Below are 24,564 nucleotides of genomic sequence, written 5' to 3' on the forward strand. Positions count from 1 at the left end.
CCATGAGTGTTCCTACACCACGGCGTCATCTGTTCAAGGCCACGGCGGTCCTCGCCAGCGTGGGCCTGCTTGCTGCCTGTGGCAGCACCGGTGCCGGCACCCAGGGCGGCGGTGATGCCGGTGGCGGCATCGCGAGCGAGATCAAGCTCAAGGGAATCTACGACACCACCGGCCCGGTCGCCTACGCGGGTGTCGGCGCGTCGAAGGGCGCCCAACTGGCCATGGAGGAGATCGAGGAGCAGGGCTTCCTGGGCGAGGACGTCTCGATCTCCCTGGAGGAGGTCGACACGGCCGGCGAGATCGAACGAGCGTCGAGCGAGTTCTCCCGCGCCGTCGCCGACCCGGGAGTCGCGGCGATCTTTGGTCCCGTCGCCGGACAGCAGGCGGCCACCGTGGCCCCGATGGCCGAGCAGTCCAAGGTCCCGACGATCTTCAACCAGGCGGGTTCCGAGGGCGTCGTCATCGGCGACTACACGTTCCGCGGTACCGCCCCCATGGGGACGTACTACGACATCGCTGCCGAGCACCTCGAGAAGGAGGGGCTGACCGACGTCGCGGTCATCTACAACGGCACGTACCCGACCTTCGCCGAGATCGGCCAGGAGATCTTCCCCGAACTGGCGGAGAAGCACGGCCTGAACATCACCTCGTCGCAGGCCGTGCAGAGCAACACCCAGGACTTCACCTCCCAGGCACAGGCCATTGCCCAGGACAAGCCCGACGCGGTGGTCATGCTGCTCATCGCTCCCCAGTCGGTGACCGCACTGACGCAGCTGAGCCAGGCCGGGTACGACGGCCAGGTGATGGCGACGTCGGTCCAGGCCGCCGGCAACGTGGCCCAGGCGGGTGAGCACGCCGCGGGGCTGATGTACCCGGTGGACTTCTCCGCGGCTCAGGACGGCGAGCTCGCGGTGGACTTCGTCAAGGGTTTCGAGGAGAAGTACGGCGAGACGCCTGACGCGTACGCAGCCGAGGGCTATGACTCCATGTGGTGGCTGGCCCGGGGCATCAAGGCCAGCGGGGACTCGAGCCGTGAAGGCATCCGGGCGGGCCTACAGCAGGTCGCGGCCGAAGGCTTCGAAGGTGTCATGGGTGACCTGACCTTCGAGGGCAACGACATGCGGGTCTCCGGCGTTCTCGTCGAGTGGGACGGGACCGACGAGAAGCTCGTCACGCAGTGACCCAGGGTCGTGGCGGGGCACCCGGTGCCCCGCCACCGCCGTAGACCGGCATCAGTCGAGCTGAAAGGACAGGCGGCGTGCAAGAGCTGCTCAACACCCTGACCCTCGGGTCCATCTACCTGCTCTTCGCCCTGGGCATGGCCCTGGCATGGAGCACCATCGGAATCCTGAATTTCGCGCACGGTGCCATCTTCGTGTTCTCGGCGTTCAGTGCGCACTTCATCTCGGACTTCGTGCCCCTGTCGATGCCGGCGATCATCCTGATCTCCGTCCTGGTCGGGGCGACGCTGTCAGCCCTGACCCAGTGGCTGGCCTTCGAGCCGATCCTCAAGAGATCGAAGAACCATCGATCGGCTGAGCTGAGGATCCTCATCGGCGGCATCGGCGTCGCCGCCATCCCGATCGCCCTCGTCGACTGGGCGACCGCGTCCGCGCCGTTCGGCTTCGCCAACTCCAGCTACAGCACCCAGGTCTACGAGATCATGGGGCTGCGCATCACGAACACCTCGCTGATCGTCATCATCGCCGGAGTCGGTATCGCCGTCGGGCTGACGCTGTGGCTCAGGAGATCCCGTCAGGGGCTCGGCCTGCGGGCCATCGGCGTGGACTCCGAGACGGCGTCCCTCATGGGCGTCAACCGCACCGTGATGGCCATCGGCACGATGGCGATCGCCGGCGGCCTGGCCGGCCTGGCGGGCGCGCTGCAGGTCTTCCAGCTCCAGGCCATGGGGGTGGAGACCGGTGACCAGTTGCTGATCAAGGCCTTCGCGATGATCGTGCTCGGCGGACTGGGATCGATGGCCGGCGTGATCCTCGGTGCCTTCGTCCTGGCCGGCGCTGAGAGCCTGATCTTCGCAGCGAACATGGGCACCTGGGTCGACGCGGTGTCCTTCGGACTCATCTTCCTCGTCCTGCTGGTGCGACCACAGGGAATCTTCGGGCGCCAGGAGGTGCGTCGGACATGATCGATTGGTATACCGCGAACTCAGTCGTCATCCAGGCGACGATGACGACACTGCTGCTGGCCTTGAGCATCCAGCTGCCCCTGCGCATGGGAGTGTTCTCCTTCGCCGGTGTCGGCTGCTTCGGGATCGGCGGCTACACCGCCGCGATCGCCTTCACCAAGTTCGGCATGGGGACGTGGACGGCGGTGGCCTTCGGAACGGTCCTGGCCGGAGTGCTGTGCTATCTGCTGGGCCTGCTCGTCCACAAGCTGACGGGCCTGTACCTCGGCATGGCCACGATCGCGTTCGCGCTGATCGTCTCCGTAGTGGCAACGAACGGTGGCAGCCTCACGGGTGGGGCCTCCGGGCTCTTCGGCGCTCTGGGCGGCATCACGAACCTGCACGTCTTCCTCTTACTGGCCGTGGTGATCATCGGACTGGCGATCTCCGAGGCCGGCCGGTTCGGACGGAAGATCGACACCGTGCGCGAGGATCCCGAACTGGCTGTCGCGCTCGGGATCAACGTCACCCGCTACCGGAAGCTGACCTTCCTGGCCAGCGGCCTGATCGGCGGCCTGGCCGGTGCGGTGACCACCCTGCTGCGCTCGACCATCACGCCCGCCGAGGTCAATTTCCACCTGGTCGTCGTGGCACTGACGGTCATCATCATCGGCGGCTCGAGCTCGTGGCTCGGAGCGTTCATCGGGGCCGTCTTCATCACCTGGCTGCCGACGGTGCTGAGCTTCGTGGCCGAGTGGGAGCCGATCATCTACGGCTTCGTGGTCGCGCTGGCAGCGATCTTCCTCCCGGGCGGCATCCTCGGCCTGGTCAAGGACCTGAGGCACCGTCGGGGAGCGCGGCGTGGCTCCACGCCGCCGCCCGAGGAGGGCGCGGCCGCTCCGCCGGACGACGAACCCCATGCCCCCGAACCGTCCCGCACCCCGGTGCCCAGCCAAGGAGGAGCCCTGTGAGCCGTCCATCGCACGACGCTGCCGAACCGCAGATGATCTTCGAGGCCGACGACGTCGCCGTGCACTTCGGCGGTGTGAAGGCCGTGGACGGACTGTCCTTCGGGCTCCCCGAGGGCAAGATCGTCGGGATCCTCGGCCCCAACGGTTCGGGCAAGAGCACCCTGGTGGGGGCGATCACCCGTCACGTACCCCTCACCCGCGGGACGCTGAGATTCCTCGGTAAGGACTACGGGAACGACCGGGCGCACCTGGTGCCGCACCGGGGCATCGCCCGGACCTTCCAGACCGTCCGCCTCCTCGAGGAGAGGACGGTGCTGGAGAACGTCCTGCTCGGTACGGACTCCCTGAGCGGCGGCGGCCGGGCCGAACGTCGCCTGGCCCACGAGAGGGCACAGGTCGCCATGCAGCGCACGGGATGCGAGCACCTGGCGAAGGAACGGCCGGACGAACTGTCCTACGGGAACCGCCGTCGCGTGGAGATCGCCCGGGCCATCGCGATGGAGCCGAAGCTTCTGCTCGTCGACGAGCCCACGGCCGGCATGGGGCGGGCGGAGAAGGAGGAGGTGTCCGCCCTCATGATGTCCCTCCGGGCGGAGGGGCTCACCCAGCTCATCGTGGAACACGACGTGCAGATGATGGTCGACACCTGCGACATCCTCCTGGCGATGAACTTCGGGAAGCTGATCGTGGAAGGGGAGCCACGCGACGTCGTGCGCAACCCCGCGGTCCAGGAAGCCTATCTGGGAAAGCAGGCGGTGAATCATGCTTGAGGTCGAAGACCTGTATGTGAGCTATGGGGCGGTCAACGCCGTCCGGGGCGTCAGCATGTCCGCGTCAGCGGGACGGATCACCCTCGTCCTGGGGTCCAACGGGGCCGGCAAGACGACGACGCTGCGGGCCGTCAGCGGTCTGCTGAAGGCCAAGAGCGGCTCGGTGCGGCTCAATGGCAAGGAGGTCCTCGGCCACTCCGTGCACCGGTTGGTCCGCCAGGGCATGGTCATGGTTCCGGAGGGGCGGCGCATCTTCCCGTCGCTGACCGTTGAGGAGAACCTGCGCATGGGGGCCTACTCGGTGAGCCGGGCCGATGCCCACCAGGTCGTCACCGGGATCTACGAGAAGTTCCCCATCCTCCTGGAACGCAAGGCGATGCCCGGCGGCCTGCTGAGCGGCGGTGAACAGCAGATGCTGGCCTTCGGCCGCGCGATGATGTCGCAGCCGGAAGTCGTGCTCCTCGACGAACCGTCCATGGGGCTGGCCCCGGGGATGGTGGACCGGGTCATGACCCGGGTCCGGGAGATCGCGGACACCGGTATCGCGGTCCTGATGGTCGAGCAGAACGCCGACGCGGCCCTGGCCGTGGCGGACGACGTCGTCCTGGTCCAGCGCGGCGAGGTGGTGTGGACGGGGACCGCCGCCGAGGCGCAGGCCGACACCGCCCTGGTGCACACGTTCCTGGGTGAGGCCGCGCTGGGCGCCTGAGGCGCCCCGCCGGCTGGCGTCCAGCCCCAGCCCCCATTCGAGAACGAGGAGAACGACGTGAATTGGACCGTACCCCGCCGCGCGGTGGCAGCCTGGGCGTCCGTGCTGGCCGTGCTGGCCCTGACCGCCTGCGGAGGCTCGACGACGGCGTCGACGGACGGCGGGATCGCGGAGGAGATCAGGATGATCGGCATCCGTGACCAGACCGGCCCGGTCGCCTATGCCGGCGTGGGCGCGGCCCGCGGTGCCGAGCTCGCCGTGGCGGAGGTCAACGAGCAGGAGTACCTGGGGAAGGGCGTGAGCCTGGTCCTGGAGGAGATCGACAGCGCGGGCGAGATCGAGCGCGCCTCCTCCGAGGTGACCCGCGCCGTCTCCGACAGCGAGGTCAGCGTGATCCTGGGGCCGATCCAGGGGCAGCAGTCGGCCGCCGTCGCACCGGTCACTGAATCGCGACAGGTCCCGATCGTGTTCACCCAGTCTGCGTCGGACGGCGTGGTCATCGGCGACTACACCTTCCGGGCCACGGCTCCGATGCACACCTTCTACCATCATGCCGCCGAGTACCTGGCCGACGAGGGGCTCACCGACGTCGCCGTGCTGTACAACTCGACCTACCCCACGCTGGCCGAGCTGGCCGAGAAGCACCTGCCGGAGATGGCCGCGGCCGAGGGGCTGAACGTCGTGGAGAGCGTCCCCGTGCAGTCGACGACGCAGGACTTCACCGCCCAGGCTCAGGCACTGGCCGGCAAGGAACCCGATGCCGTCATCGTGTTGTTGCTCTCCTCCCAGTCGGTGACGGCGATGACCCAGCTGCGCCAGGCCGGCTATGACGGCCAGTTCGTCGGGAACACCAACAACGCCGGTGGCAATGCGGCGGAAGCGGGGGAGCACTCCGTGGACATGGTGTATCCCGTCGACTTCTCCGCCGCGCAACAGGACCCGGAGGCCACCAGATTCGTCACGGCCTACCAGGAGCGCTTCGGCGACCTCCCCCAGACCTACGCCGCGGAGGGCTACGACGCCGTGTGGTGGGTGGCCCGCGCCATCAGGGCCAGCGGTGACTCCTCCCGTGAGGGGATCAGCCGGGGCCTGCAGCAGGTTGCGGCAGAGGGCTTCACGGGGGCCATGGGAGACCTGACCTTCGAGGGCAATGACATGCGGGTCCCGGGCGTCCTGGTCCGCTGGGACGGTGAACGCGAGAACATCGTCTCCGACTGAACCCGTGGATCCCACGGTCGCAACCGAGGAAAGGTAACGACGTGCTCGATGACCCAATGATGCTGCACCACTTCCGTGCCCAGCAGCTGCTCAACGGCTATACCCGCCTGGTCGACTCCAGGGACCTGGAGGGGCTGGCGCGCATCGTCCACCCGGACATCGTCCTGGTGCGGAGTGCGGACGGAGAGCGCCGGGGAAGGGAGGCCTTCCTGGATCTCTACCGGGACTTCGCCTCCTCGGAGGTGCAGGACAGCCAGCACATGACCACCAACCTGGAGGTCAGTCCAGCGCTGGAGGGGTCGGTCTCCATGAGGTCCTGCTTCATGGCGATCACGACCCATCCCGAGGGGGCACGCCTGACCTGGGGCCGGTATGACGATGAGATGACCGAACACGCCGGATCCTGGGTGCTCAGCGCGAAGCGGATCATGGTGACGCGTACCGCCCTGGTCGGTGAGGACATGCTCGCTCCCCTCCAGGCCAGTTCGTTCGGACGCCTGTCGTAGGCCGGGCATGGCCTCGGCCGGCCGGGGACCGCGTGCTGAGTCATCAACCCGGGTTCCAGGCGCGAGAGGGGAAGGACCCAGAGTGACGCCATCCATCGCACTTCAGCAACAGCAATCGATCGGGGACTGGCTCGCCGACGCCGCCTACCGGCATCCGAGCGCCGCCCTCACCGTGGAGGGATGCGCCACGTCCGTCGCCGAGGTGGACGTCCTGGCCGGCCGGTCCGCTGCAGGCTTCCGGGCCCTGGGCCTGGTTCCCGGCGACCGGGTCTGCCTCGTCATGTCGGCCGGCGTCGAGGCGCTGGCCGTGTGGTTCGGACTGGCGCGGGCCGGTCTCGTCGAGGTCCCGCTCAATCCGGGCAGCGGATCACAACTGCTCCGCTACTGCATCGAGCAGTCCGGGGCGACGGTGGTGGTCTGCGACGGGGAGCGTGAAGCGGCGGTCCGTGAGTGCCTGCAGGGCGTCGATGCGGTGCGCCACCTGGTTGTCGCCGGGCCGGGAGCCGCCGGAACCGACCGACGGGGACCGGAGGGCCGGGGCGCGCGAGTCCATCGCGTCACGCTCGACGAGGTGCTGGACCACGCCGCGGACACCTCCTGCGACGTGGATCCGGCCTCGGCGGCCGTCATCCTGTACACCTCGGGGACCACGGGCCCGCCCAAGGGGGTGCTGCTCAGCCACCGTGCGAACATCAACCTGGCCCGGCACACCGTCTCCCTGCTGGAGTACACGGCCGCAGACCGCCTGTACTCGGTGTTCCCGCTGTACCACAGCAACGCGAGGTACTGCAGCGTCATGGCGGCCATCGAGTCCGGAGCCGACCTCGTCATGCACCGGAGGTTCTCCGCCAGCCGGTTCTGGGACATCTGCCGAGAGCACGGCATCACCGCGTTCAACTACCAGGGCGCGATGATGAGCATCCTGCACAAGCAACCGCCTCGCCCCGACGACGCCGACAACCCGGTCCGGCTCGGTTTCGGCGCGCCCTGCCCCCCGGAGATCTTCGCGGACTTCGAGCGGCGCTTCCAGGTTCGCCTGACCGAGATCTACGGCAGTACGGAGGTATCGATCGTCACCGACATGCCGCCGTGGGACCGGAAGATCGGCACGGCCGGCAATGAGTCGGAGAACTACCAGGTGGCGGTCGTGGACGCCGGGGATGAGCCGGTGGCCGCCGGGACGACGGGGGAGATCGTGGTCCGGCCGAAGAAGCCGGGATGGATGTTCGACGGCTATCACCGGATGCCCGAGGCCACCGCCACGAGCTGGCGCAACCTCTGGTTCCACACCGGCGACCGCGGATACCTCGACGACGAGGGCTTCCTCACCTTCGTCGACCGCCTCAAGGACACCGTCCGACGCCGCGGGGAGAACATCTCCTCCTGGGAGATCGAGCGGGTCGTCGGTCAGCACTCGGACGTGGCCCAGGTCGCTGCCTACGGGGTGCCGTCGGAGCTCAGCGAGGAAGAGGTGATGGTCGCCGTCGTGCCGCGCGACGGCCGTACGGTCGATCCTGCCGGCCTGGTGGCCCATTGCTCCGGAGCGCTCACGTCGTTCGCCGTCCCTCGCTACGTCAGGCGTGTCGAGGCCCTGCCCATGACCCCGAGCCAACGGGTGGAGAAGTATCGCCTGCGCGCCGAGGGCGTCACCGAGGACACCTGGGACAGCCAGGGCAGGCAGAATGACTGAGTCCCTGGACCGGTTCACGCTCGTCGAGCACTCCGAGCACGTGGTCGAACTCAGGATGTCCCGCCCGGAGAAGCTCAACGCCATGGACCGGTGCTGGTTCCGGGAACTGACGTTCCTCATGGGACGGTTCGGGGTGGAGGACTCGGTTCGTGCGGTCGTCCTCACGGGAGAGGGGCGGGCCTTCTCGGCCGGCGGCGACATCGACATGTTCCACGACCTGGCCGGCGACGTGGGCCGCGTGAGGCCGCACTTGCGTGCGGTCTACGACGCCTTCCAGTCCGTCGAGCGCTGCGCCGTACCGGTGATCGCCGCGGTCAACGGCCTGGCCTACGGGGGAGGGACCGAACTGGCGCTGGCCTGCGACGTCGTCGTCGCCGGCGAGTCGGCCCGCTTCGCCTTCAAGGAGCCCGAGGTCGGCCTCCAACCGGGATTCGGCATCGTCCGCGGCCCCCAGGCGATGGGCCGCCAGTGGACGGCCTATCTGGCCTTGACCGGGCGTGCGATCGATGCCGAGCGGGCCCGGGCGTGCGGCCTGGTCCAGGAGGTCCACCCCGACGGCGAGTTGCTCGACCAGGCACTGGGCCTCGCCCGGGACATCGCGACGAAGCCACCCCTCGCCGTCCAGGTGGGCAAGGCGTTCATCAATCGGGACACCACCGGCGGTTTCGCCGAGTCAGTGGAGGCGACGGCCCTGCTGTTCGGCACGGATGAGCACCGGGAGGCGGTGTCCGCGTTCCGGAGCAGCCGAGGACGTTGAGTTCCCGCCCGTGGACGGGCGGGAACGTGGCCTTGATCACGCTCGAAACATCCGTCATAATGATGATTACTAAATGGGTCGAGGGTGACGACGGGGCATTCCGTCGCGCGGCCTGCGTCGCCCACGGCCGAGAAGCCGTTCACTGAAGAAGGTAAACCATGCTGCTGCAGAACAAGGTCGCACTCGTCACCGCCGGTGGCTCTGGGATGGGCAAGGCGGGCGCTGAGCGTTTTGCCGAGCAGGGAGCGTTCGTCTACGTGGTCGACCGCGACGAGTCCGCCACCCAGTCCGTGGTGGAGGGGATCCGCGAGAAGGGCGGAGAAGCCGCCGGAATCGTCGCGGACGTCCGCGACCTGGAGGCGCTGCAGGGGATCGCCCAGCGCGTGGAGAAGGAGCACGGCGTGCTCCACGTCCTGTACAACAACGTCGGGATCCCCGGGGCGGCGGGAATGGACCTGAGCTCCGAGGACTGGGACGCACTGATCGAGATCAATGCCCGGGCCAGCTTCTACCTCACCCACTACCTGACCGAGGTCCTCAAGGCGGCTGATGGCGCCTCGGTGATCTTCAAGAGCTCCAGTTCCGGGCTGGTCGGGTCCCCCTTCAGCCCGCTGTACTCGTTCACCAAGGGTGGCCTCATCGCCCTGGTGCGCTCCCTGGCCCTCGCCTTCGCGGCGGACAAGATCCGTGTCAATGCCATTGCGCCCGGCTCCGTCGACACCCCCGGCCTGTCCGGTTTCTTCCGGGCCTCGCCCGAGGAGGTGGAGGAGCGCAAGAAGGCGTTCTTCGCCCAGATCCCGCTCGGCCGGGCCTCGCAGCCGGAGGAGATCGCCAACGTCGCGCTCTTCCTGGCCAGCGGACTGTCCAGCTATGTCACGGGCATCACCGTGCCCGTTGACGGCGGACTCACCGCCAAGTAGACCGATGGCCCCCTAGGGGGCGAGACAGCAAGGAGATCACCATGGATTTCGGCATCCTCATGGGCGACCAGCCGGTCGAGTCCTCACCGCTCAAGCACCTCGACCTCATGCTGCGCAAGGTCGAGGCCGCACAGGAGGCGGGTTTCAAGTACCTGACCATCGGCCAGCACTTCCTCTACGACGGCTTCCGCTGGTTGCAGCCCATTCCCCTGCTGGCCCGACTGGCCGCGGAGCTCGACGACGACGTCCGCCTGGGGACCACGGTGCTGGTCGGTCCGGTCCAGCACCCGGTCATCCTGGCCGAGGAACTCGCAACCTTGGACATCGTGACGCGGGGCAGGCTCGTCGTCGGGATCGGCACCGGATACCTGCCCCAGGAATACGAGACGATGGGGGTGAACTTCAAGCAGCGCTACGGCCGGCTGGAGGAACTCATCGAGGTCATGACCAAGTTGTGGACCCAGGACCGGGTGACGCACCACGGCAAGTTCTGGGACATCGAGGACGCGCCGACGCACATCCGGCCGGTCCAGGAGCCCCGGCCGCCGATCTGGCTCGGCGCCATGAAGGAAACCGGCGTGCGCCGCGCGGCACGCCTGGGCGACGTCTGGACGATCACCCCGCAGCAGACCATCGACCAGGTGGAGGACCTCATCCGCATCTATGTGGACGAGCGGCTGGACGCCGGCCTGCCGCTGAACAAGCTTCCGCTGCGCAGGGAGCTGATGATCGGCCGGGACTTCGACGACGCAGTGGACAACTTCGCGGCCGTGGCCCGCGTGAAGTACGAGGCCTATGCGGACCGGGGAATGGACCTGCTCTCCAACGAGGCGGTTCGTGAGGGTTTCGTGGACACCGTGCGTGACCACGTATTGCTCGGTTCCGCGGATGATGTGCGGAACCAGATCGCGTCCATCGCCGAGCGCCTTCCCGTCGGCCCGCTCCTGATCCGGCCGCACTGGCCGGGCATGGACGCCGAGCAGACGGCGGCGTACCTCAAGAAGGTGGGCGAGGAGGTCGTCAAGCCGCTGGCCGGCCTGGAGAGCACCACCTTCGAGGGCGTGATGGCGACAGCCGGCACTGCCGACCGGGCGGGGTGATCACGGGCTTCGCTGGCTGTGCTGCACGGACGTGGGCACTGGACCCGTGTCCTCACGGCACCGCCGGTCCATGGTCCCCTGGGGGTCCGGTCGGGCTGGAACTGCCCTCGCCCGCATCGGTGAGCGCATTGTTCACGCGTGGCCTCGCCCAGATCACGCTGACCAGTCGGTCGGCACTATGCACGGCTTGGGAACAGGCGCGTGGGGCCACGGTGCCGTCCGGAGCCGAGGACGCTCGATGGCGCACGACGGTCGTCGACCGCAAGACGTGACGCGCTCCTGATCCGCTGTCCCCACAACGAGAGGCGCTTTCCCCCCGGCCGTGCCGGGGGAAAGCGCCTCTCGGCTTGGTGGAGATGGTACGGGCGTCGCCGTCGAGAGTGCTCAGCGCCCTCACCGTTCCCTCCGGGGTCCCTCCGGTATCGCCCGGGCGGCGCGATCCTTCTGGACGCGCGAACTCCACGGTGGCAGGACTCGTACGCGCGCCGTTCTCCACCGGACATAAACTAGTCGCATCATTGTCAGGAACGTCGGATCGGTGCTACGGTTCAGGATTGTTAGCCAGACAACATTCTCGATGGCGGTCAGCCATGATTTCAGTTCCTACGGTCGGAGGTAGTCGATGAGCCAGCGGCAGGTCTACACGGATCTGGTCCCCACGTTCCCGGACCCGGAGAGCTGGACCCTCGACCAGGTGCTCCGGCACCACGCGTCGGTCCGCCCCACCGCCGTGTGCCTCGACGCACCGGTGGAGGACGCCCGCTGGACCTACGCCGAGGCCCTGTCCAGCGCAGAGCGGATCGCCGGCACCTGGCTGACGGCCGGCGGGCAGCCGGGGGACCGGGTGGCCATCATGGCGATGAACTCCTCCCAGCTCGTGCGCTCCTGGTGGGGCGCGGCCTTGGGCAACCTGGTCGAGGTCCCGATCAACACCAACTACGAGGGCGAGTTCCTCCGCCACCAGCTCAATGTCGTCGACGCCCGCTTCGCGGTCATCGACGACACCTTCGCGTCGCGCTTCGTCGCCATCGCCGAGCATGCCCGCGGGATCAAGCGCTTCTGGGTGATCGACACGGGGACCGGGCAGCGGGATGCGGCCATCGAGTTGTTGCGCTCCCATGGCTGGGAGGCCGCTGCCTGGGAGGAGCTCGAGGAGGGACCCATCCTGGAGATGGTGCCGCCGCGCGCACAGGACCTCGGGGCGATCTTCTTCACCTCCGGAACCACCGGCCCTTCCAAGGGCGTCTCGATGCCGCACTCACAGCTCTACTTCTTCGCCCAGGAAGTCGTCTGCCTGACCCGGCTGACCGAGGACGACACGTACCTGACCACGACGCCGCTCTTCCACGGCAATGCGCAGTTCATGGCCGTCTACCCCGTCATCATCGCCGGGGGCCGGGCGGTCATCCGTCCCAAGTTCAGTGCCAGCCGCTGGATCGACCACGTCCGTGACTCGGGCGTCACGGTCACGAACTTCGTCGGCGTGATGATGGACTTCGCGTGGAAGCAGCCGCCCCGCGAGGACGACCGGGACAATGTGCTCCGTGCGGTGTACGCCGCTCCCACGGCCAGCACGATCGTGGAGCAGTTCAAGGAGCGGTACGGCATCGAGGCGTTCGTCGACGCCTTCGGACTGACCGAGACCTGTGCGCCCATCCTCTCGCCGTACGGGGTTCCGCGCCCCGCTGGCGCTGCCGGACTGGTGGCTGCGGACTGGTTCGACGTCCGGCTGGTGGACCCGGAGACGGATCGTGAGGTCCCGGTCGGAGAGGTCGGCGAACTCGTGGTTCGTCCGGTCCAGCCGTGGACCTGCAGCAACGGGTACTACGGGATGCCGGAGAAGACCCTGGAAGCCTGGCGGAACCTGTGGTTCCACACCGGCGACGCCCTCCGGCAGGACGAGGACGGCTGGTTCTACTTCGTGGACCGCTACAAGGACGCCCTGCGCCGCCGGGGCGAGAACATTAGCTCGTATGAGATCGAGGCCGCGGTCATGGGGCACCCGGCCGTGGTCGAATGCGCCGTCGTCGGCGTCCCTGCCGACGTCGAGGCGGGCGAGGACGAGGTCCTGGCCGTCGTCGTCGTCTCCGAGGACGTGGAGCCCGCCGAGATCCTCGACTGGTGCGAGGGCCGGATCCCGGCGTTCGCCATCCCCCGGTACCTGCGCATCGTGGATGAACTGCCCAAGACCCCCTCTCAGAAGATCCGCAAGGCCGTGTTGCGCGTCGAAGCCGTCGACGGCAGCACCTTCGACCGCAACGCCGCAGCGGCACCGGTCTCCTGACGGACCGCCGACACACGAGAAAGTAGAGACGCATGGCCATCAGCACTGACGCACTGCACGAGACCCAGACACTGCACGAGGACATCCGTTCCTCCGTCAGGACGCTCATGAAGAGCTTCCCGGACGAGTACTGGATGGAGCACGACGAATCCAAGGAGTTCCCCTGGGAGTTCTACAACGCCGTGGCCGAGGCCGGCTGGCTGGGCCTGACCGTCCCCGAGGAGTACGGCGGCGGCGGGCTCGGCGTGACCGAGGCGGCCATCGTCGAGCAGGAGATCGCAGCCTCCGGCGCCGGCATGGGCGGCTGCAGTGCGGTGCACATCGGCATCTTCGGCTTCGAGCCGATCATCCACCACGGCAGCCAGAGCCTGAAGGACCGGTTCCTCCCGCGGGTGGTCACTGGCGAGTTGCACACCTCCTTCGCCGTGACCGAGCCGGACGCCGGCACGGACACCACGAACATCTCCACCTTCGCCAAGAAGGTGGACGGGGGTTACCTCATCTCGGGCCAGAAGGTCTGGATCACCAAGGCGCAGGAAGCCGAGCGCATGCTCATCCTCGCCCGCACCAGTCCGCGCGACCCCAACGCCAAACGCACGGCCGGCATGACCCTGTTCTTCGCCGAGATGGACCGGGAGCGGGTCTCCATCCGGCCCATCCCGAAGATGGGACGCAACGCGGTCGACACCAACGAGCTGTTCATCGACGAACTGTTCGTGGCCGACGAGGACGTAGTCGGCGAGGTCGGACACGGTTTCCGGGCCATCCTCGGCGGACTGAACGCCGAGCGCGTCATCTCCGCGAATGCCGCCCTGGGCATCGGCAAGGCGGCGTTGCGCCGTGGCGTGCGCTACGCGAACGAGCGGGAAGTCTTCGGCCGTCCAATCGGTCAGAACCAGGGGATCGCCTTCCAGCTGGCCGAGGCCCAGGTGAAGCTCGACGCGGCCGAGGCCGTCGTCCAGAAGGCCGCCTGGATGGTCGACAACGGACTGCCGTGCGGCCGCGAGGCCAACGCCGCCAAGTACCTCTGCGCGGAGGCCGGCTTCTTCGCCGCGGACGCGGCGCTGCAGGTCCACGGCGGCTTCGGCTACGGCAAGGAGTTCCACGTGGAGCGCTACTTCCGCGAGGCCCGCCTGATGCGCATCGCACCGATCAGCCAGGAGATGGTCCTGAACTACTTCTCCGAGCACGTGCTCGGCCTGCCCAGGAGCTACTGATGCAGGCGTACCGGTCCATTCTCTTCGTCCCGGGGCACCGCCCCTCATGGGTCGACAAGGCCATTGACGCCGGCGCGGACTGCGTGGTGCTCGACCTCGAGGACTCCGTCCCCGAGGCGGAGAAGGCCGCCGCGCGGGCGCTCGTCGCCGACTCGATCCGCCGGGTCCGCGTCACCAACGAGGACGTGGGGCTCTTCGTGCGGGTGAACCCGCTGGCCACGAAGCTCACCGGCGGCGATCTCGAGGAAGTGGTGGTCCCCGGGCTGAACGGGATCTTCGCCCCCAAGATCGAGAAGGCCACCGACGTCCTGCAGTACGACGCGCTGTTGGACCACTTCGAGGCGCGCAACGGTGTCGGGGGGCTGGAGTACATCGTCCCGGTGGAGACGGTCCAGGCCATCCAGAACTGCCGCGAGGTGGCCCTAGCCTCGCCGAGGGTCGGGGCGATGATCGGCCCGAGTGCCGAGCACGCCGACATCGCGCGTGCGGTGGGCTACGAGTGGACGCCCGAGGGCCTGGAGACGCTCTACCTGCGCAGCCGGGTGCTCCTGGCCTGCCGGGAGGCGGGCATCCATGCCCTGACCGGCCTCTGGGAGGACCTGGAGAACCTCGAGGGACTCCGCGAGTTCGCCCTCCGGGGACGGCAACTGGGCTTCCGCGGGATGATCGCGATCCACCCGAAGCACGTCGAGACCGTGAACGCCGTGTTCTCGCCCTCCGAGGAGGACATCGCCTTCTACGGCGGCATGGTCGAGGCCTACGAGTCCGCCGCGGCGCACGGGACCGGTGCCCTGCGCTACCGCGGACTGCACATCGACAAGGCGCACTACGACAAGGCGGTCGAATGGCTCGACCGCGCCGCGCAGCTCACGTCGGGCGCGGCACAGACCACGACAGGAGGAAGGCGATGACCATGCGCGGACTATGGTTCGAGGAATTCGAGGAGGGTGCGCACTACAAGCATGCCCTGACGCGGACCATCACGGAGATGGACAACGTCATGTTCACGTCCCTGACGATGAACGTGGCACCGCTGCACCTGGACGAGGAATACGCCAAGACGACGATCCACGGGCAGCGGGTCCTCAACAGCCTCTTCACGGTCGCCCTCATCGGAGCGTTCCACGTTCCGGAGCTGACCATGGGCACGACCCTGGGCAACCTCGGCTATGACTCCATCAAGTTCCCCCACCCGGTCTTCCACGGTGACACCCTTCGGGCGGAGACCACGATCCTCAAGAAGCGGGAGTCCAAGACCCGTGACGACTCCGGCATCGTCTGGTTCAAGCACCTCGGGCTCAACCAGCGCGACGAGGTCATCTGCGACATGGTCCGGGTCGGCCTGATGGCCAGGAAGCCGAAGGAGAGTGTGTCGGCATGACACTCAGCACCGAAACCACACGCAATCCCCTCCAGGACTGGGTGCCGGAGACGCGCACCCTCCTCATCGGGGACACGCCGGTCGAGCCGCAGGGGGAGACTTGGGACGTCTACAACCCGGCCACCGAGGGCGTCATCGCGACCGTCGGCGGGGCCTCGAGCCAGCAGGTCGACGATGCCGTGGCCGCCGCCCGCCAGGCCTTTCCCGCCTGGGCCGCCCTGAGCGGCGAGGAGCGTTCGCGGCACATCCACCGCCTGGCCGACGCACTGGAGGCTGCCGCCGACCGCCTGCTGCCCTCGATCGTCAACGAGGTCGGCACGCCCGTCGCCCTGGCTGAGTACCTGCAGGTCAAGATGGCCGTCGACGAGCACCTCCGCTGGGCCGCCGAGGCGGCCAAGGAGGAGCGCGTCCAGCACCTCGGCGGCTACGACAAGCCACACCCGACGATGAGCGACGTCGTCCACGACCCGGTCGGTGTCGTGGCCGCCATCACCGGGTACAACTACCCGCTGAACCTCGCGGTCTTCAAGTTCGGTGCGGCCTTGGCCGCCGGGTGCACCGTGGTGCTCCTGCCCTCCCCCCGGACACCGCTGACCACCCTGTTCCTGGGAGACCTGATCCGCGAGGCAGGCCTGCCCCCGGGCGTCATGAACGTCATCATCGGCGGCGTCGACGTCGGCCAGCAACTGACCTCCCATCCCGGCGTGGACAAGGTGTCCTTCACCGGCTCCGACGGAGTCGGGGCCAAGATCATGGCGCAGGCCGCCACCAACCTCACCGGTGTGACGCTGGAACTGGGCGGGAAGTCCCCGTCGATCGTCCTGCCCGGAGTCGACGTCCGGCAGATCGCCGTGGAGATGCACCTGCGATGGGCGCGGAACGGCGGCCAGGGGTGCGCTGCGCTGGCGCGCATCCTGGTCCACGACAAGCTCTACGACGAGTTCCTCGAGGCCGGGGCCTCCGCCTTCGACCAGATGATCGTGGGGGACCCCTGGGACCGGGCGACCAACATCGGGCCGATGATCCGGCCGGACCACCAGGCCAGGGTCCGGGGGTTCATCGACGGATCCGTCGCCGACGGCGGGCAGAAGCTCCTGGAGGTGACCCGCCCGCTCCCCGAGAAGGGCTGGTACGTGAACCCGGTGCTGCTCGGGGGACTCCCGCAGGACGCCAGGGCGGTGCAGGAGGAGATCTTCGGTCCCGTCGCCGTGATCATGCCGTTCAGGGACACTGATGAGGCCATCCGGCTGGCCAACGACACGCCGTACGGGCTCGCCGCGAACGTATGGTGCGGAGAGGACCTGGCCGAGGGGCGTCGGGTGGCGGAGCAGATCCGTGCCGGAACGGTGTGGATCAACGGCGGGGGCTCCATGCGCCCCGACGCACCGTTCGGCGGATACGGGCGCTCCGGCGTCGGCCGCGAACTCGGTGAGTGGGGAATGATGGAGTACCTGGAGCCCAAGCACATCCAGTGGCGCGTCTGACGACGCCCCGGATGGGGTGGGACGGCCCGGCAGCCTTCGGCTGCCGGGCCGTCGTCGTCTGCGGGTCCGGTTCCCGGAGGTACCGCGACCGACGCATGAGCAGTATGTGATGCGGGTCATGATCACCCATTGACTCGCCCCCGCGCGGTGTCCTATGGTCCTAATCATCTGCAGGAATTGTGATCTGCCTAACACCAACGATGCATTGTATATCGCATCCCGGCGGGCAGGACGCGCATCCCTTACTCCGAGGAGCATCCCATTCCCATGACCACTGAAGCACTGCAGTCCACCGCACAGGACGTCGAGCAGATCCGGCGCCTGACCCACGACTACGCCTGGGCCATCGACAACTTCCTCCTGGACGATCTCGTCGCCCTCTTCACGGAGGACGCGATCTTCGACATGCGGGGATTCGGGGCGCCTGCCGAGTCCGCAGGGCGTGAGGCGGTCCGCGCGGCCTTCTCGGCGATGATCGACAGCCTGGGCGGCTGCGTCCACCTGACGATGAACCACCTGGTCGACGTGGACGGGGACACGGCGACCGGCCGGGTCTACTGTCACGCGTTCGTCCTCAACCCCGACGGCAGCAGGGCCGAGAACCTGGCCCTCTACGAGGACGCCTACGCCCGAACCGTGGACGGCTGGAAGTTCAGCAGCCGGGTGATCAAGCCACTGCTGGCAGGCGCCCCCGCATCCGACACCTGAGAGACACCTGCCCCGGCCGACGTCGGCGCCCCAGCCGGCAGCCGGGCACGCCATGACAGCTTTCCCGCGGCGGACGCCTGGAGCACCGGGCGTCACCGGATCGGTACCTCAACCCAAGGAGCATTCCATGTCCATGACCACCGTGATCGTCGGAGCCGGCAGCGGCGGCGCCACCCTGGCCGCCCGCCTGACGGAGGACTCCGACCAGCGGGTCGTCCTCGTCGAGGCGGGGCCGGACTACGAGGACGTGAACAACCTGCCCGACGACGTGCGTGACGCGAAGGAGATGAGCGTCGAGAAGCACGACTGGGGGCTGAAGGCCTACTTCCTCGAGCCGCCGTCGGCCCGCGCGGCCATGCCCTACGCCCGTGGCCGCATCGTGGGCGGCTCCTCGTCCGTCAACGCCGCGATCGCCCAGCGAGCGACCAAGGAGGACCTGGACACCTGGGTGGCCGCGGGCAACCCGGAATGGTCGTACGAGAAGACCCTGCCCTACTTCGCGCGGCTCGAGAACGACCTCGACTTCCCGGACGGCACCGGCCACGGCTCCAGCGGTCCGGTGCCGATCGTGCGGCACTTCGAGGACAACTGGCCGGCCATCACCCGGGCGTTCGCCCAGTCCTGCGCGGAGCAGGGCTTCGAGCGGGTGGAGGACTTCAACGCGAAGTCCTCGTCCGGTTATGGCCCGGTGCCCCGCAACCTGCAGGGGGCGGAGGAGCTGCGGGCAGGTGCGTTGCTGACCTATCTCGCCACCGCCCGCCGCCGCCCGAACCTGGAGATCCGGGCCGACACCCTGGCCCGCCGGGTCCTGTTCGAGGGCACCACGGCGGTGGGCGTCGAGGTGGAGCGGGGCGGCGTGATCGAGAACATCCCGGCCGACCGGGTGGTCCTCGCCGGTGGGGCCTTCCACACCCCGCACCTGATGATGCTCTCGGGCATCGGGCCGCGTGAGGTGCTCGAGACGCACGGCATCGACCCGGTCGTCGTCAACGAGGCCGTCGGCCAGAACCTGCAGGACCACCCGTTCTCCCCGATGGTGGCCCTGCTGAAGGAGAAGACCGACAAGGGCGGCGTGCGGGCCCAGCTGAAGTACAGCACCGGCACCGAGGACCTGGTCGATGACATGATGATCTTCGCGGCCGTGCTCGACCCGGCGACGATGAACATTCCCGCCGAGACCAAGGGCAAGAAGGCCCTGATGATGAACAACCTCCTGGCGAAGCCGCACTCCGTCGGCTGGGTCACGCTGGCGTCGGCGGACCCGCACGTCCAGCCCGAGATCCACGTCAACTTCCTGTCCCATCCCCTGGACATCGAGCGGCTCAAGGGCTCCATGCGCAAGTCCTGGGAGATGATCAACTCCTCACCCATGAAGGAAGAGATCGACGAGATCTGCTTCCTGGACGCCGAGACCATCGCCGACGACGACAAGCTCGAGGACTACATCCGGTCCTTCGCCTCCACGTCGCTGCACTGTGCGGGGACGGCTCGGATGGGGCCGGAGGGCGACCCGCGGGCTGTCGTCGACCAGCACCTCGGCGTTCACGGCACCGAGAACCTCTGGGTCGCCGACGCCTCGGTGATGGTCAACGTGACCACGGGCCTGACCAACCTCACCGCGTTCATGATCGGTGAGCGGCTCGCCGACTGGCTCCGCGACGGTCCGGGCTCCTCCGATGAGCAGTCCGCGCTGGTGGGCCAGGCCTCCTGAGCGCGGCACGGTGAACGAGACGATGACGGAGAACCGGGCCACGTCCCCGACGCCCGAGGTGCTGGCCGACATCCAGGCCATCCGGTGGCTCACCGGCGAGTACGCCCGGGCGGTGGACTCCGCCAGGCTCGATGACCTCATGTCCTTGTTCGCGGACGATGCGGAGTGGGATACGACGGCCTTCGGCATGGGGGTGGAGCGGGGCCTGCCGGCCATCCGGGAGTTCTTCGCGCAACTGGTCCGCACGACCCGGGAGCGCTGCCACCTGGCGATGAACCACCGGATCGACGTGGACGGGGACACCGCCTCGGCGACGGTCTATCTCCACGCAATCGTCGTGATGGAGGGCGGCCGGCGGGACGAGTCCATCGGTTACTACGCCGACGACTACGTCAGGACGGCCGCGGGGTGGAAGTTCTCCCGTCGTGCGGCGAACGCGCTGATGGCACCACCGCCCGCGCCGGTCTCGTCCGACCACCCCTGACACCAGCGCCAATCATTCGACAACCACAACCACGACCATGGAGGAGCAGCCATGACCACCACCACTTCCGCCGCAGCCACTGCGGAGCAGACCATTCCGAGCTACGACAAGCTGTTCATCGGCGGGCGCTGGGTCCAGCCGTCCAGTGACGCCACGATCGAGGTCGTCTCGCCGATCACGGGTGAGGTGATCGCCACCGTGCCGGATGCGCAGGCAGCCGACATGGATGTCGCGGTCGCCGCGGCGCGGAAGGCCTTCGACGAGGGCCCGTGGCCCCGGATGAGCCCCGCCGAACGGGCGGAGATCCTTGCCCGGGTGGGCGCCGAGGTCAAGAAGCGCGTCGAGGCGATGTCGAACGCCTTCACGGCCGAGATCGGCGCTCCGGCCGGCTCCAGTGAGGCGTTCCACGGCAATGCCGTGAAAGTGTGGGACGACGTCGTCAGCCTGCATCGGCGCTTCGCGTTCGAGGAGGAGCGCAGCTGGGAGGGCGGTTCGGGCCGGATCATCCGCGAGCCGGTCGGCGTCGTGGCAACCATCCTGCCGTGGAACGGGCCCGTGGCGACCGCCTCGCTGAAGTTCGGCCCCGCGCTGGCGGCCGGCTGCACCGTGGTCGTCAAGCCCGCCCCGGAGGGGCCGGTCAGCATGATGATGCTGGCCGAGGCCATCGAGGCGGCCGGCCTCCCGGAGGGCGTCGTGAGCCTGCTGCCCGCCGGGCGTGAGGTCGGTGAGCACCTGGTCCGGCACCAGGGCGTGGACATGATCACGTTCACCGGCAGCACTGCGGCCGGCCGGAAGATCATGGGCATCGCGGCCGAGCGCATCGCCCGGGTCACGCTGGAACTGGGCGGCAAGTCGGCGGCCATCATCACCGACGACGTCGACCTCGACACGGTCTTCCCGGAGCTGGTGTTCTACGGCATCGGCCACTCCGGCCAGGTCTGTGCCGCCCTGACCCGCATCCTGGTCCCGCGCCAGCGCCAGGACGAGGTGGTGGAGCGCATCCGGGCCGTGATGGAGAACGTCAAGATCGGCGATCCCCGCGAGCCGGACACCCTGATCGGCCCTCTGGCCGCCGAACGCCAGCGCCAGCGCGTCGAGGAGTACATCGAGATCGGCAAGAGGGAGGGTGCGCGTCTCGTGACCGGCGGTGGCCGCCCCGAGGGCCTGGACACCGGCTGGTACGTCGAGCCGACACTCTTCGCCGATGTCACGCCGGACATGCGGATCGCCCAGGAGGAGATCTTCGGCCCCGTGCTCTCGGTGATCCCGTACGACTCGCTCGACGAGGCCGTCGAGATCGCCAATGGAACCGAGTACGGCCTGTCCGGAGCTGTCTTCGCCAGAGACGACAAGACCGCCGAGGAGATCGCGCGGCGGGTGAAGACCGGCCAGATCGGCATCAACTCGTGGACCATGAACGTGATCCAGCCCTTCGGCGGCTACAAGCAGTCCGGGCTGGGGCGTGAGGGCGGCGTCGAGGGCATGGAAGAGTTCCTGGAGACCAAGCTCTTGATGAACCCGTGACCGTCTGAACCACACGGGGGAGGGGCCGGCCGAGCAATCGGCCGGCCCCCAGCCGCCTTCGGCCGGGAAAGGGGCGCGGGCTGCACCGTGCCTCGTCCGTGAAGGGCGCCGACGGCTATCGGATCGTGCGGAATCCCAGGGCTTGCCTCCGGGCTGCGGGCCAGCACTCCGGCGCCCGCAGGGGCAGGAAAGTGCCCCGCCGATCACTCGGCGGGGCACTCCGTACGTCGTCCGTGACCGGGTTCCCGGTCCCTTGGCCGGCCGCTCAGTGCTTCTCGATCAGGGTGTGCTGCTCGATGAGGGTGAGTGCCAGCTCGGGGCAGCTGGCCACTGCCAGGCGACCTTCGTCCTCGAACTCCTCCGGAGTCGGGTTGGTGGGCTGGTTGGCCAGGCCGTCCTCGTCGGAGAGCGTGAACAGGTTCGGGGCGGTCATCAGGCAGACGCCGTGTCCCTGGCAGACCTTGCGGTCGAGTTCGATGCGCATCAGTACTCCTTCTGGTTGTGGTGCCCATGGCGAGCCGGTCACAGGTCCCTGACTACGGTTCCGGAAATGTTCAGCGGGCTCTGGACTCGCCCTAAAGTCCAGTCTATTATAATAATTAGTAGATACAAGGACGTGTTTCGCAGGCAGACCGGTTCGCCCGGGCATTCACAGGACGCGGAGCCCGAAAGTGAAGGGAAGTTCCATGACAGAGCAGAAGGTCACTGAGGATTCGGTACTCGTCGATGATCGCCCGGTCGTCGATTTCGATCACAATGCCGCGGAGCACAGTGCGGACCCCGTGGCGAGTTATCGCAAGCTGCGTGCCGAGGGCCCGATCGTCTGGACCGAGGCCTGGGGCGGATACTGGGTGCTGACCGGTTACGAGGCCGTGTTCGACGCAGCGCGTGACGACGAGATGTTCTCCTCCGCCCGTTCGCCCCACGGGGGAGAGGGGCAGGCCATCCTCATTCCCAAGCGTCCGATCACTGAGCACTACCCGATCGACCTCGACCCGCCGGCGTCGTTGCCGTACCGCAAGATCATGAACCAGCTCCTGACTCCTAAGCGGGTCGAGGAGATGCGGCCGATGGTCGAGCGGTACACGACCCTGTTCATCGATGAGGTGATCGAGAAGGGCGAGGCGGACTTCGCCACCCTGACCGGCATTCCGTCCATCATCACGATCTCCTGGCTGGGCCTGCCCATCGAGGACTGGCGCCGTTACTCCTTCGCCCACCGCAAGGTCCTCTCCGCGCCGGTCGGCAGCCCCGACTACATCAAGGTGACGGAGGAGGAGCTCCCGGCGTTGACCGAGGACGTGCGGAGGGTCATCGCGGAGCGCAAGCGCACCCCCGGGGACGATCCCATCAGCTTCATCCTCGGCCATGAGATCGACGGTCGGCCGATCACCGAGGAGGAGACCCTCAACATGGTCGACCTGATCATCTCCGGTGGGGTGGGCACCGTCGCCTCCCTCAGCGGCCAGGCCCTCGAGTGGCTGTCGGCCAACCCGGACGTCCGTCAGCGGCTGATCGACAACCCCGACCTGATGCAGAACGCCGTCGAGGAGTTCCTGCGTTATTTCTCCCCGACCCAGGCGCTGGCGCGTACCGTCGGCAAGGACGCCGACTTCCATGGTGTCAGGATCAGGAAGGGCGACCGCGCCCTGCTGGCCTGGTCCTCGGGCAACCGCGATGCGGCCGGTGGCTTCGAGGACCCCGACGAGGTCGACATCGAGCGCATGCCGAACCGGCACATGTCCTTCGGCGTGGGCAGCCACCGTTGCGCCGGCTCGCACCTCGGCCGGCTGATGGCGCGAACCATCCTCACCCAGGTCCTGGAACGCATGCCGGACTACAGGGTGGACCACGAGAAGGTGGTCCGGTACCCGCGGCAGGGCGTCAATACCGGCTTCGACCAGTTGCCCACCACCTTCACGCCGGGCAAGCGTCTCCTGGACGAGCGGCTCTGACCCCGGCCTGACAGCAGAAGCCATAGCGCGTGCCGGTCCCGACTGCCCCGGGGTGGTCGGGACCGGTGACGCCATAGTGAGGATGACCAGGATGAACTCGAGTGCCGTGACCGCGGAGTCCGACCCGGCGGAGTCCGCCCTGCGGGCGGGGTTGTCGTGGGGGGTGAAGGGAAGCTTCACCCGGTACGTCGCCTCCATGCCCGATGGGCGGTACGGAGCGGGCCATGGGGCCACCGAGACCGCTGACGGGGCCTTCTTCTTCGAGCTGGACGACGCCTCCGGCTACGATCCACGTGCCCAGGAGGGCCTCGTGAAGTACCGCGGAGACGTCCGCTTCAAGGCGCACGGCGGCATGCTGTTCGTGATGATCGTGGATCCCTGGTTGGAGTTCCACGAGGACGGCGTGTTGTTGACCGTCGTCGACGCCGAGCGCTGGCCCGACCGCGACCACCGGATCACGCTGGCGACCCTGCGGCCCGACGAACGCGGCTCCCGCGGCCTTCCGCCCGGTTGGAGATGCCAGGAAGCGCGGTTGTCCGCGGAGGGCGCCGCGGTGTTCAACGACGTCTACCCGGTGGGCGAGGTGCTGGAGCCGGCCCGCTACTGCACGGGAGTCCCAACCGCCGCGCACGACGCCGAGAGTGTCACTCCCCCTGTTGCACCGGGCCGATGATGGTTACAATGATGATCATAATTGACTTGATCCCGAGTAACGGAAGGGGAAGACCATGCCCAAGGTGACCTATACCTCGGCAGACGGTGACGTCAGCGTGCTGGAGGGCAACGCCGGCGACTCCGTCATGGAGATCGCGGTCCGCAATGGCGTTCCGGGAATTGTGGCCGACTGCGGCGGGTCCCTGGCCTGCTCCACGTGTCACGTGTACGTGCGGGAGGACGACCTCGGCCTTCTTCCGCCCTTGGAGGAGATGGAGGACGACATGCTCGACGGCACGACCTCTGAGCGTCGCGCCAACTCGCGGCTGTCCTGTCAGCTCACCCTCTCGGCCGAGGACAACCTGCACGTCGAGACCCCGGAAAGCCAGGTCTGAT

24 protein-coding genes are annotated in these 24,564 nt (G+C 68.1%); 23 read left to right on the forward strand and 1 reads right to left on the reverse strand.

Translation table 11 applies throughout. The features are described 5' to 3' along the window. The first annotated feature begins 2 nt into the window (after positions 1–2). The 20 genes from CITRI_RS0107465 (at position 3) to CITRI_RS0107560 (ending at position 21,559) form a co-directional block, all read left to right on the forward strand. Positions 3–1,181, forward strand: a complete 1,179-nt coding sequence (locus tag CITRI_RS0107465) for an ABC transporter substrate-binding protein (RefSeq protein WP_050813625.1) — start codon at positions 3–5, stop codon at positions 1,179–1,181. Between the two features lie 77 nt (positions 1,182–1,258). Beyond that, positions 1,259–2,146 carry a branched-chain amino acid ABC transporter permease gene (locus CITRI_RS0107470; RefSeq protein ID WP_010144084.1) on the forward strand — a complete coding sequence of 296 codons (888 nt, stop codon included), beginning with the start codon at positions 1,259–1,261 and terminating at the stop codon, positions 2,144–2,146. Continuing rightward, positions 2,143–3,096: a branched-chain amino acid ABC transporter permease gene (locus tag CITRI_RS0107475; RefSeq protein WP_010144085.1), complete on the forward strand. Its 954-nt coding sequence runs from the start codon at positions 2,143–2,145 to the stop codon at positions 3,094–3,096. The genes CITRI_RS0107470 and CITRI_RS0107475 overlap by 4 nt, the downstream gene beginning before the upstream one ends. Continuing rightward, entirely contained in the window at positions 3,093–3,866 is a 774-nt protein-coding gene (locus tag CITRI_RS0107480; protein ID WP_010144086.1) for an ABC transporter ATP-binding protein, read from the forward strand. Before CITRI_RS0107475 ends, CITRI_RS0107480 begins: the two co-directional genes overlap by 4 nt. Beyond that, positions 3,859–4,575, forward strand: coding sequence for an ABC transporter ATP-binding protein (locus tag CITRI_RS0107485; RefSeq protein ID WP_010144087.1), 717 nt, complete (start codon positions 3,859–3,861; stop codon positions 4,573–4,575). Before CITRI_RS0107480 ends, CITRI_RS0107485 begins: the two co-directional genes overlap by 8 nt. 57 nt (positions 4,576–4,632) lie before the next feature. Then, positions 4,633–5,793, forward strand: a complete 1,161-nt coding sequence (locus CITRI_RS0107490; protein ID WP_010144088.1) for an ABC transporter substrate-binding protein — start codon at positions 4,633–4,635, stop codon at positions 5,791–5,793. 41 nt (positions 5,794–5,834) lie between these two features. After that, complete coding sequence (locus tag CITRI_RS0107495; RefSeq protein WP_141566010.1) at positions 5,835–6,299, forward strand: nuclear transport factor 2 family protein; 465 nt, start codon at positions 5,835–5,837, stop codon at positions 6,297–6,299. An 82-nt stretch (positions 6,300–6,381) separates the two neighbouring features. Further along, positions 6,382–7,989 carry an AMP-binding protein gene (locus CITRI_RS16825; RefSeq protein WP_010144090.1) on the forward strand — a complete coding sequence of 536 codons (1,608 nt, stop codon included), beginning with the start codon at positions 6,382–6,384 and terminating at the stop codon, positions 7,987–7,989. Beyond that, positions 7,982–8,746 carry an enoyl-CoA hydratase/isomerase family protein gene (locus CITRI_RS16830; RefSeq protein ID WP_010144091.1) on the forward strand — a complete coding sequence of 255 codons (765 nt, stop codon included), beginning with the start codon at positions 7,982–7,984 and terminating at the stop codon, positions 8,744–8,746. Before CITRI_RS16825 ends, CITRI_RS16830 begins: the two co-directional genes overlap by 8 nt. A 158-nt stretch (positions 8,747–8,904) precedes the next feature. Continuing rightward, positions 8,905–9,666, forward strand: coding sequence for an SDR family NAD(P)-dependent oxidoreductase (locus tag CITRI_RS0107510; protein WP_010144092.1), 762 nt, complete (start codon positions 8,905–8,907; stop codon positions 9,664–9,666). A gap of 41 nt (positions 9,667–9,707) precedes the next feature. Next, complete coding sequence (locus CITRI_RS0107515; protein WP_010144093.1) at positions 9,708–10,766, forward strand: LLM class flavin-dependent oxidoreductase; 1,059 nt, start codon at positions 9,708–9,710, stop codon at positions 10,764–10,766. A gap of 622 nt (positions 10,767–11,388) precedes the next feature. Next, entirely contained in the window at positions 11,389–13,050 is a 1,662-nt protein-coding gene (locus CITRI_RS0107520) for an AMP-binding protein (protein ID WP_010144094.1), read from the forward strand. A 32-nt stretch (positions 13,051–13,082) separates the two neighbouring features. Continuing rightward, complete coding sequence (locus tag CITRI_RS0107525) at positions 13,083–14,267, forward strand: acyl-CoA dehydrogenase family protein (RefSeq protein WP_010144095.1); 1,185 nt, start codon at positions 13,083–13,085, stop codon at positions 14,265–14,267. Continuing rightward, a complete protein-coding gene (locus CITRI_RS0107530) occupies positions 14,267–15,178 on the forward strand; it encodes a CoA ester lyase (protein ID WP_010144096.1) in 912 nt (303 codons plus the stop codon). Before CITRI_RS0107525 ends, CITRI_RS0107530 begins: the two co-directional genes overlap by 1 nt. Beyond that, on the forward strand, positions 15,175–15,648 hold the full coding sequence (locus tag CITRI_RS0107535) for a MaoC family dehydratase (protein WP_010144097.1): 474 nt from the start codon (positions 15,175–15,177) through the stop codon (positions 15,646–15,648). The genes CITRI_RS0107530 and CITRI_RS0107535 overlap by 4 nt, the downstream gene beginning before the upstream one ends. After that, the gene (locus CITRI_RS0107540; protein ID WP_010144098.1) at positions 15,645–17,132 is read left to right on the forward strand and encodes an aldehyde dehydrogenase family protein; all 1,488 of its coding nucleotides are present in this window, start codon (positions 15,645–15,647) and stop codon (positions 17,130–17,132) included. The genes CITRI_RS0107535 and CITRI_RS0107540 overlap by 4 nt, the downstream gene beginning before the upstream one ends. Positions 17,133–17,399: 267 nt before the next feature. Then, positions 17,400–17,840, forward strand: coding sequence for a nuclear transport factor 2 family protein (locus CITRI_RS18400; protein ID WP_010144099.1), 441 nt, complete (start codon positions 17,400–17,402; stop codon positions 17,838–17,840). A 127-nt stretch (positions 17,841–17,967) separates the two neighbouring features. Further along, positions 17,968–19,551 (forward strand): GMC family oxidoreductase, encoded by a 1,584-nt coding sequence (locus tag CITRI_RS16840; RefSeq protein WP_010144100.1) that lies wholly within the window; start codon positions 17,968–17,970, stop codon positions 19,549–19,551. Positions 19,552–19,573: 22 nt separating this feature from the next. After that, a complete protein-coding gene (locus CITRI_RS16845; RefSeq protein WP_010144101.1) occupies positions 19,574–20,035 on the forward strand; it encodes a nuclear transport factor 2 family protein in 462 nt (153 codons plus the stop codon). A 51-nt stretch (positions 20,036–20,086) separates the two neighbouring features. Further along, the gene (locus tag CITRI_RS0107560) at positions 20,087–21,559 is read left to right on the forward strand and encodes an aldehyde dehydrogenase (protein WP_010144102.1); all 1,473 of its coding nucleotides are present in this window, start codon (positions 20,087–20,089) and stop codon (positions 21,557–21,559) included. Positions 21,560–21,824: 265 nt separating this feature from the next. Here CITRI_RS0107560 and CITRI_RS19345 read toward each other — a convergent pair whose 3' ends face one another. Further along, positions 21,825–22,043: a ferredoxin gene (locus CITRI_RS19345; RefSeq protein WP_010144104.1), complete on the reverse strand. Its 219-nt coding sequence runs from the start codon at positions 22,041–22,043 to the stop codon at positions 21,825–21,827. A 202-nt stretch (positions 22,044–22,245) separates the two neighbouring features. Between CITRI_RS19345 and CITRI_RS0107570 the strand changes: the two genes are divergently transcribed. The 3 genes from CITRI_RS0107570 to CITRI_RS0107580 all read left to right on the forward strand — a co-directional run bounded on the left by CITRI_RS0107570 (position 22,246) and on the right by CITRI_RS0107580 (position 24,563). Further along, positions 22,246–23,514 carry a cytochrome P450 gene (locus CITRI_RS0107570; protein ID WP_010144105.1) on the forward strand — a complete coding sequence of 423 codons (1,269 nt, stop codon included), beginning with the start codon at positions 22,246–22,248 and terminating at the stop codon, positions 23,512–23,514. Between the two features lie 91 nt (positions 23,515–23,605). Beyond that, the gene (locus CITRI_RS16850) at positions 23,606–24,187 is read left to right on the forward strand and encodes an HtaA domain-containing protein (RefSeq protein ID WP_010144106.1); all 582 of its coding nucleotides are present in this window, start codon (positions 23,606–23,608) and stop codon (positions 24,185–24,187) included. Positions 24,188–24,242: 55 nt separating this feature from the next. After that, positions 24,243–24,563: a 2Fe-2S iron-sulfur cluster-binding protein gene (locus CITRI_RS0107580; protein ID WP_010144107.1), complete on the forward strand. Its 321-nt coding sequence runs from the start codon at positions 24,243–24,245 to the stop codon at positions 24,561–24,563. Position 24,564: the final 1 nt, after the last annotated feature.

It is taken from the genome of Citricoccus sp. CH26A (assembly GCF_000224415.1).
Taxonomy (GTDB): domain Bacteria; phylum Actinomycetota; class Actinomycetes; order Actinomycetales; family Micrococcaceae; genus Citricoccus.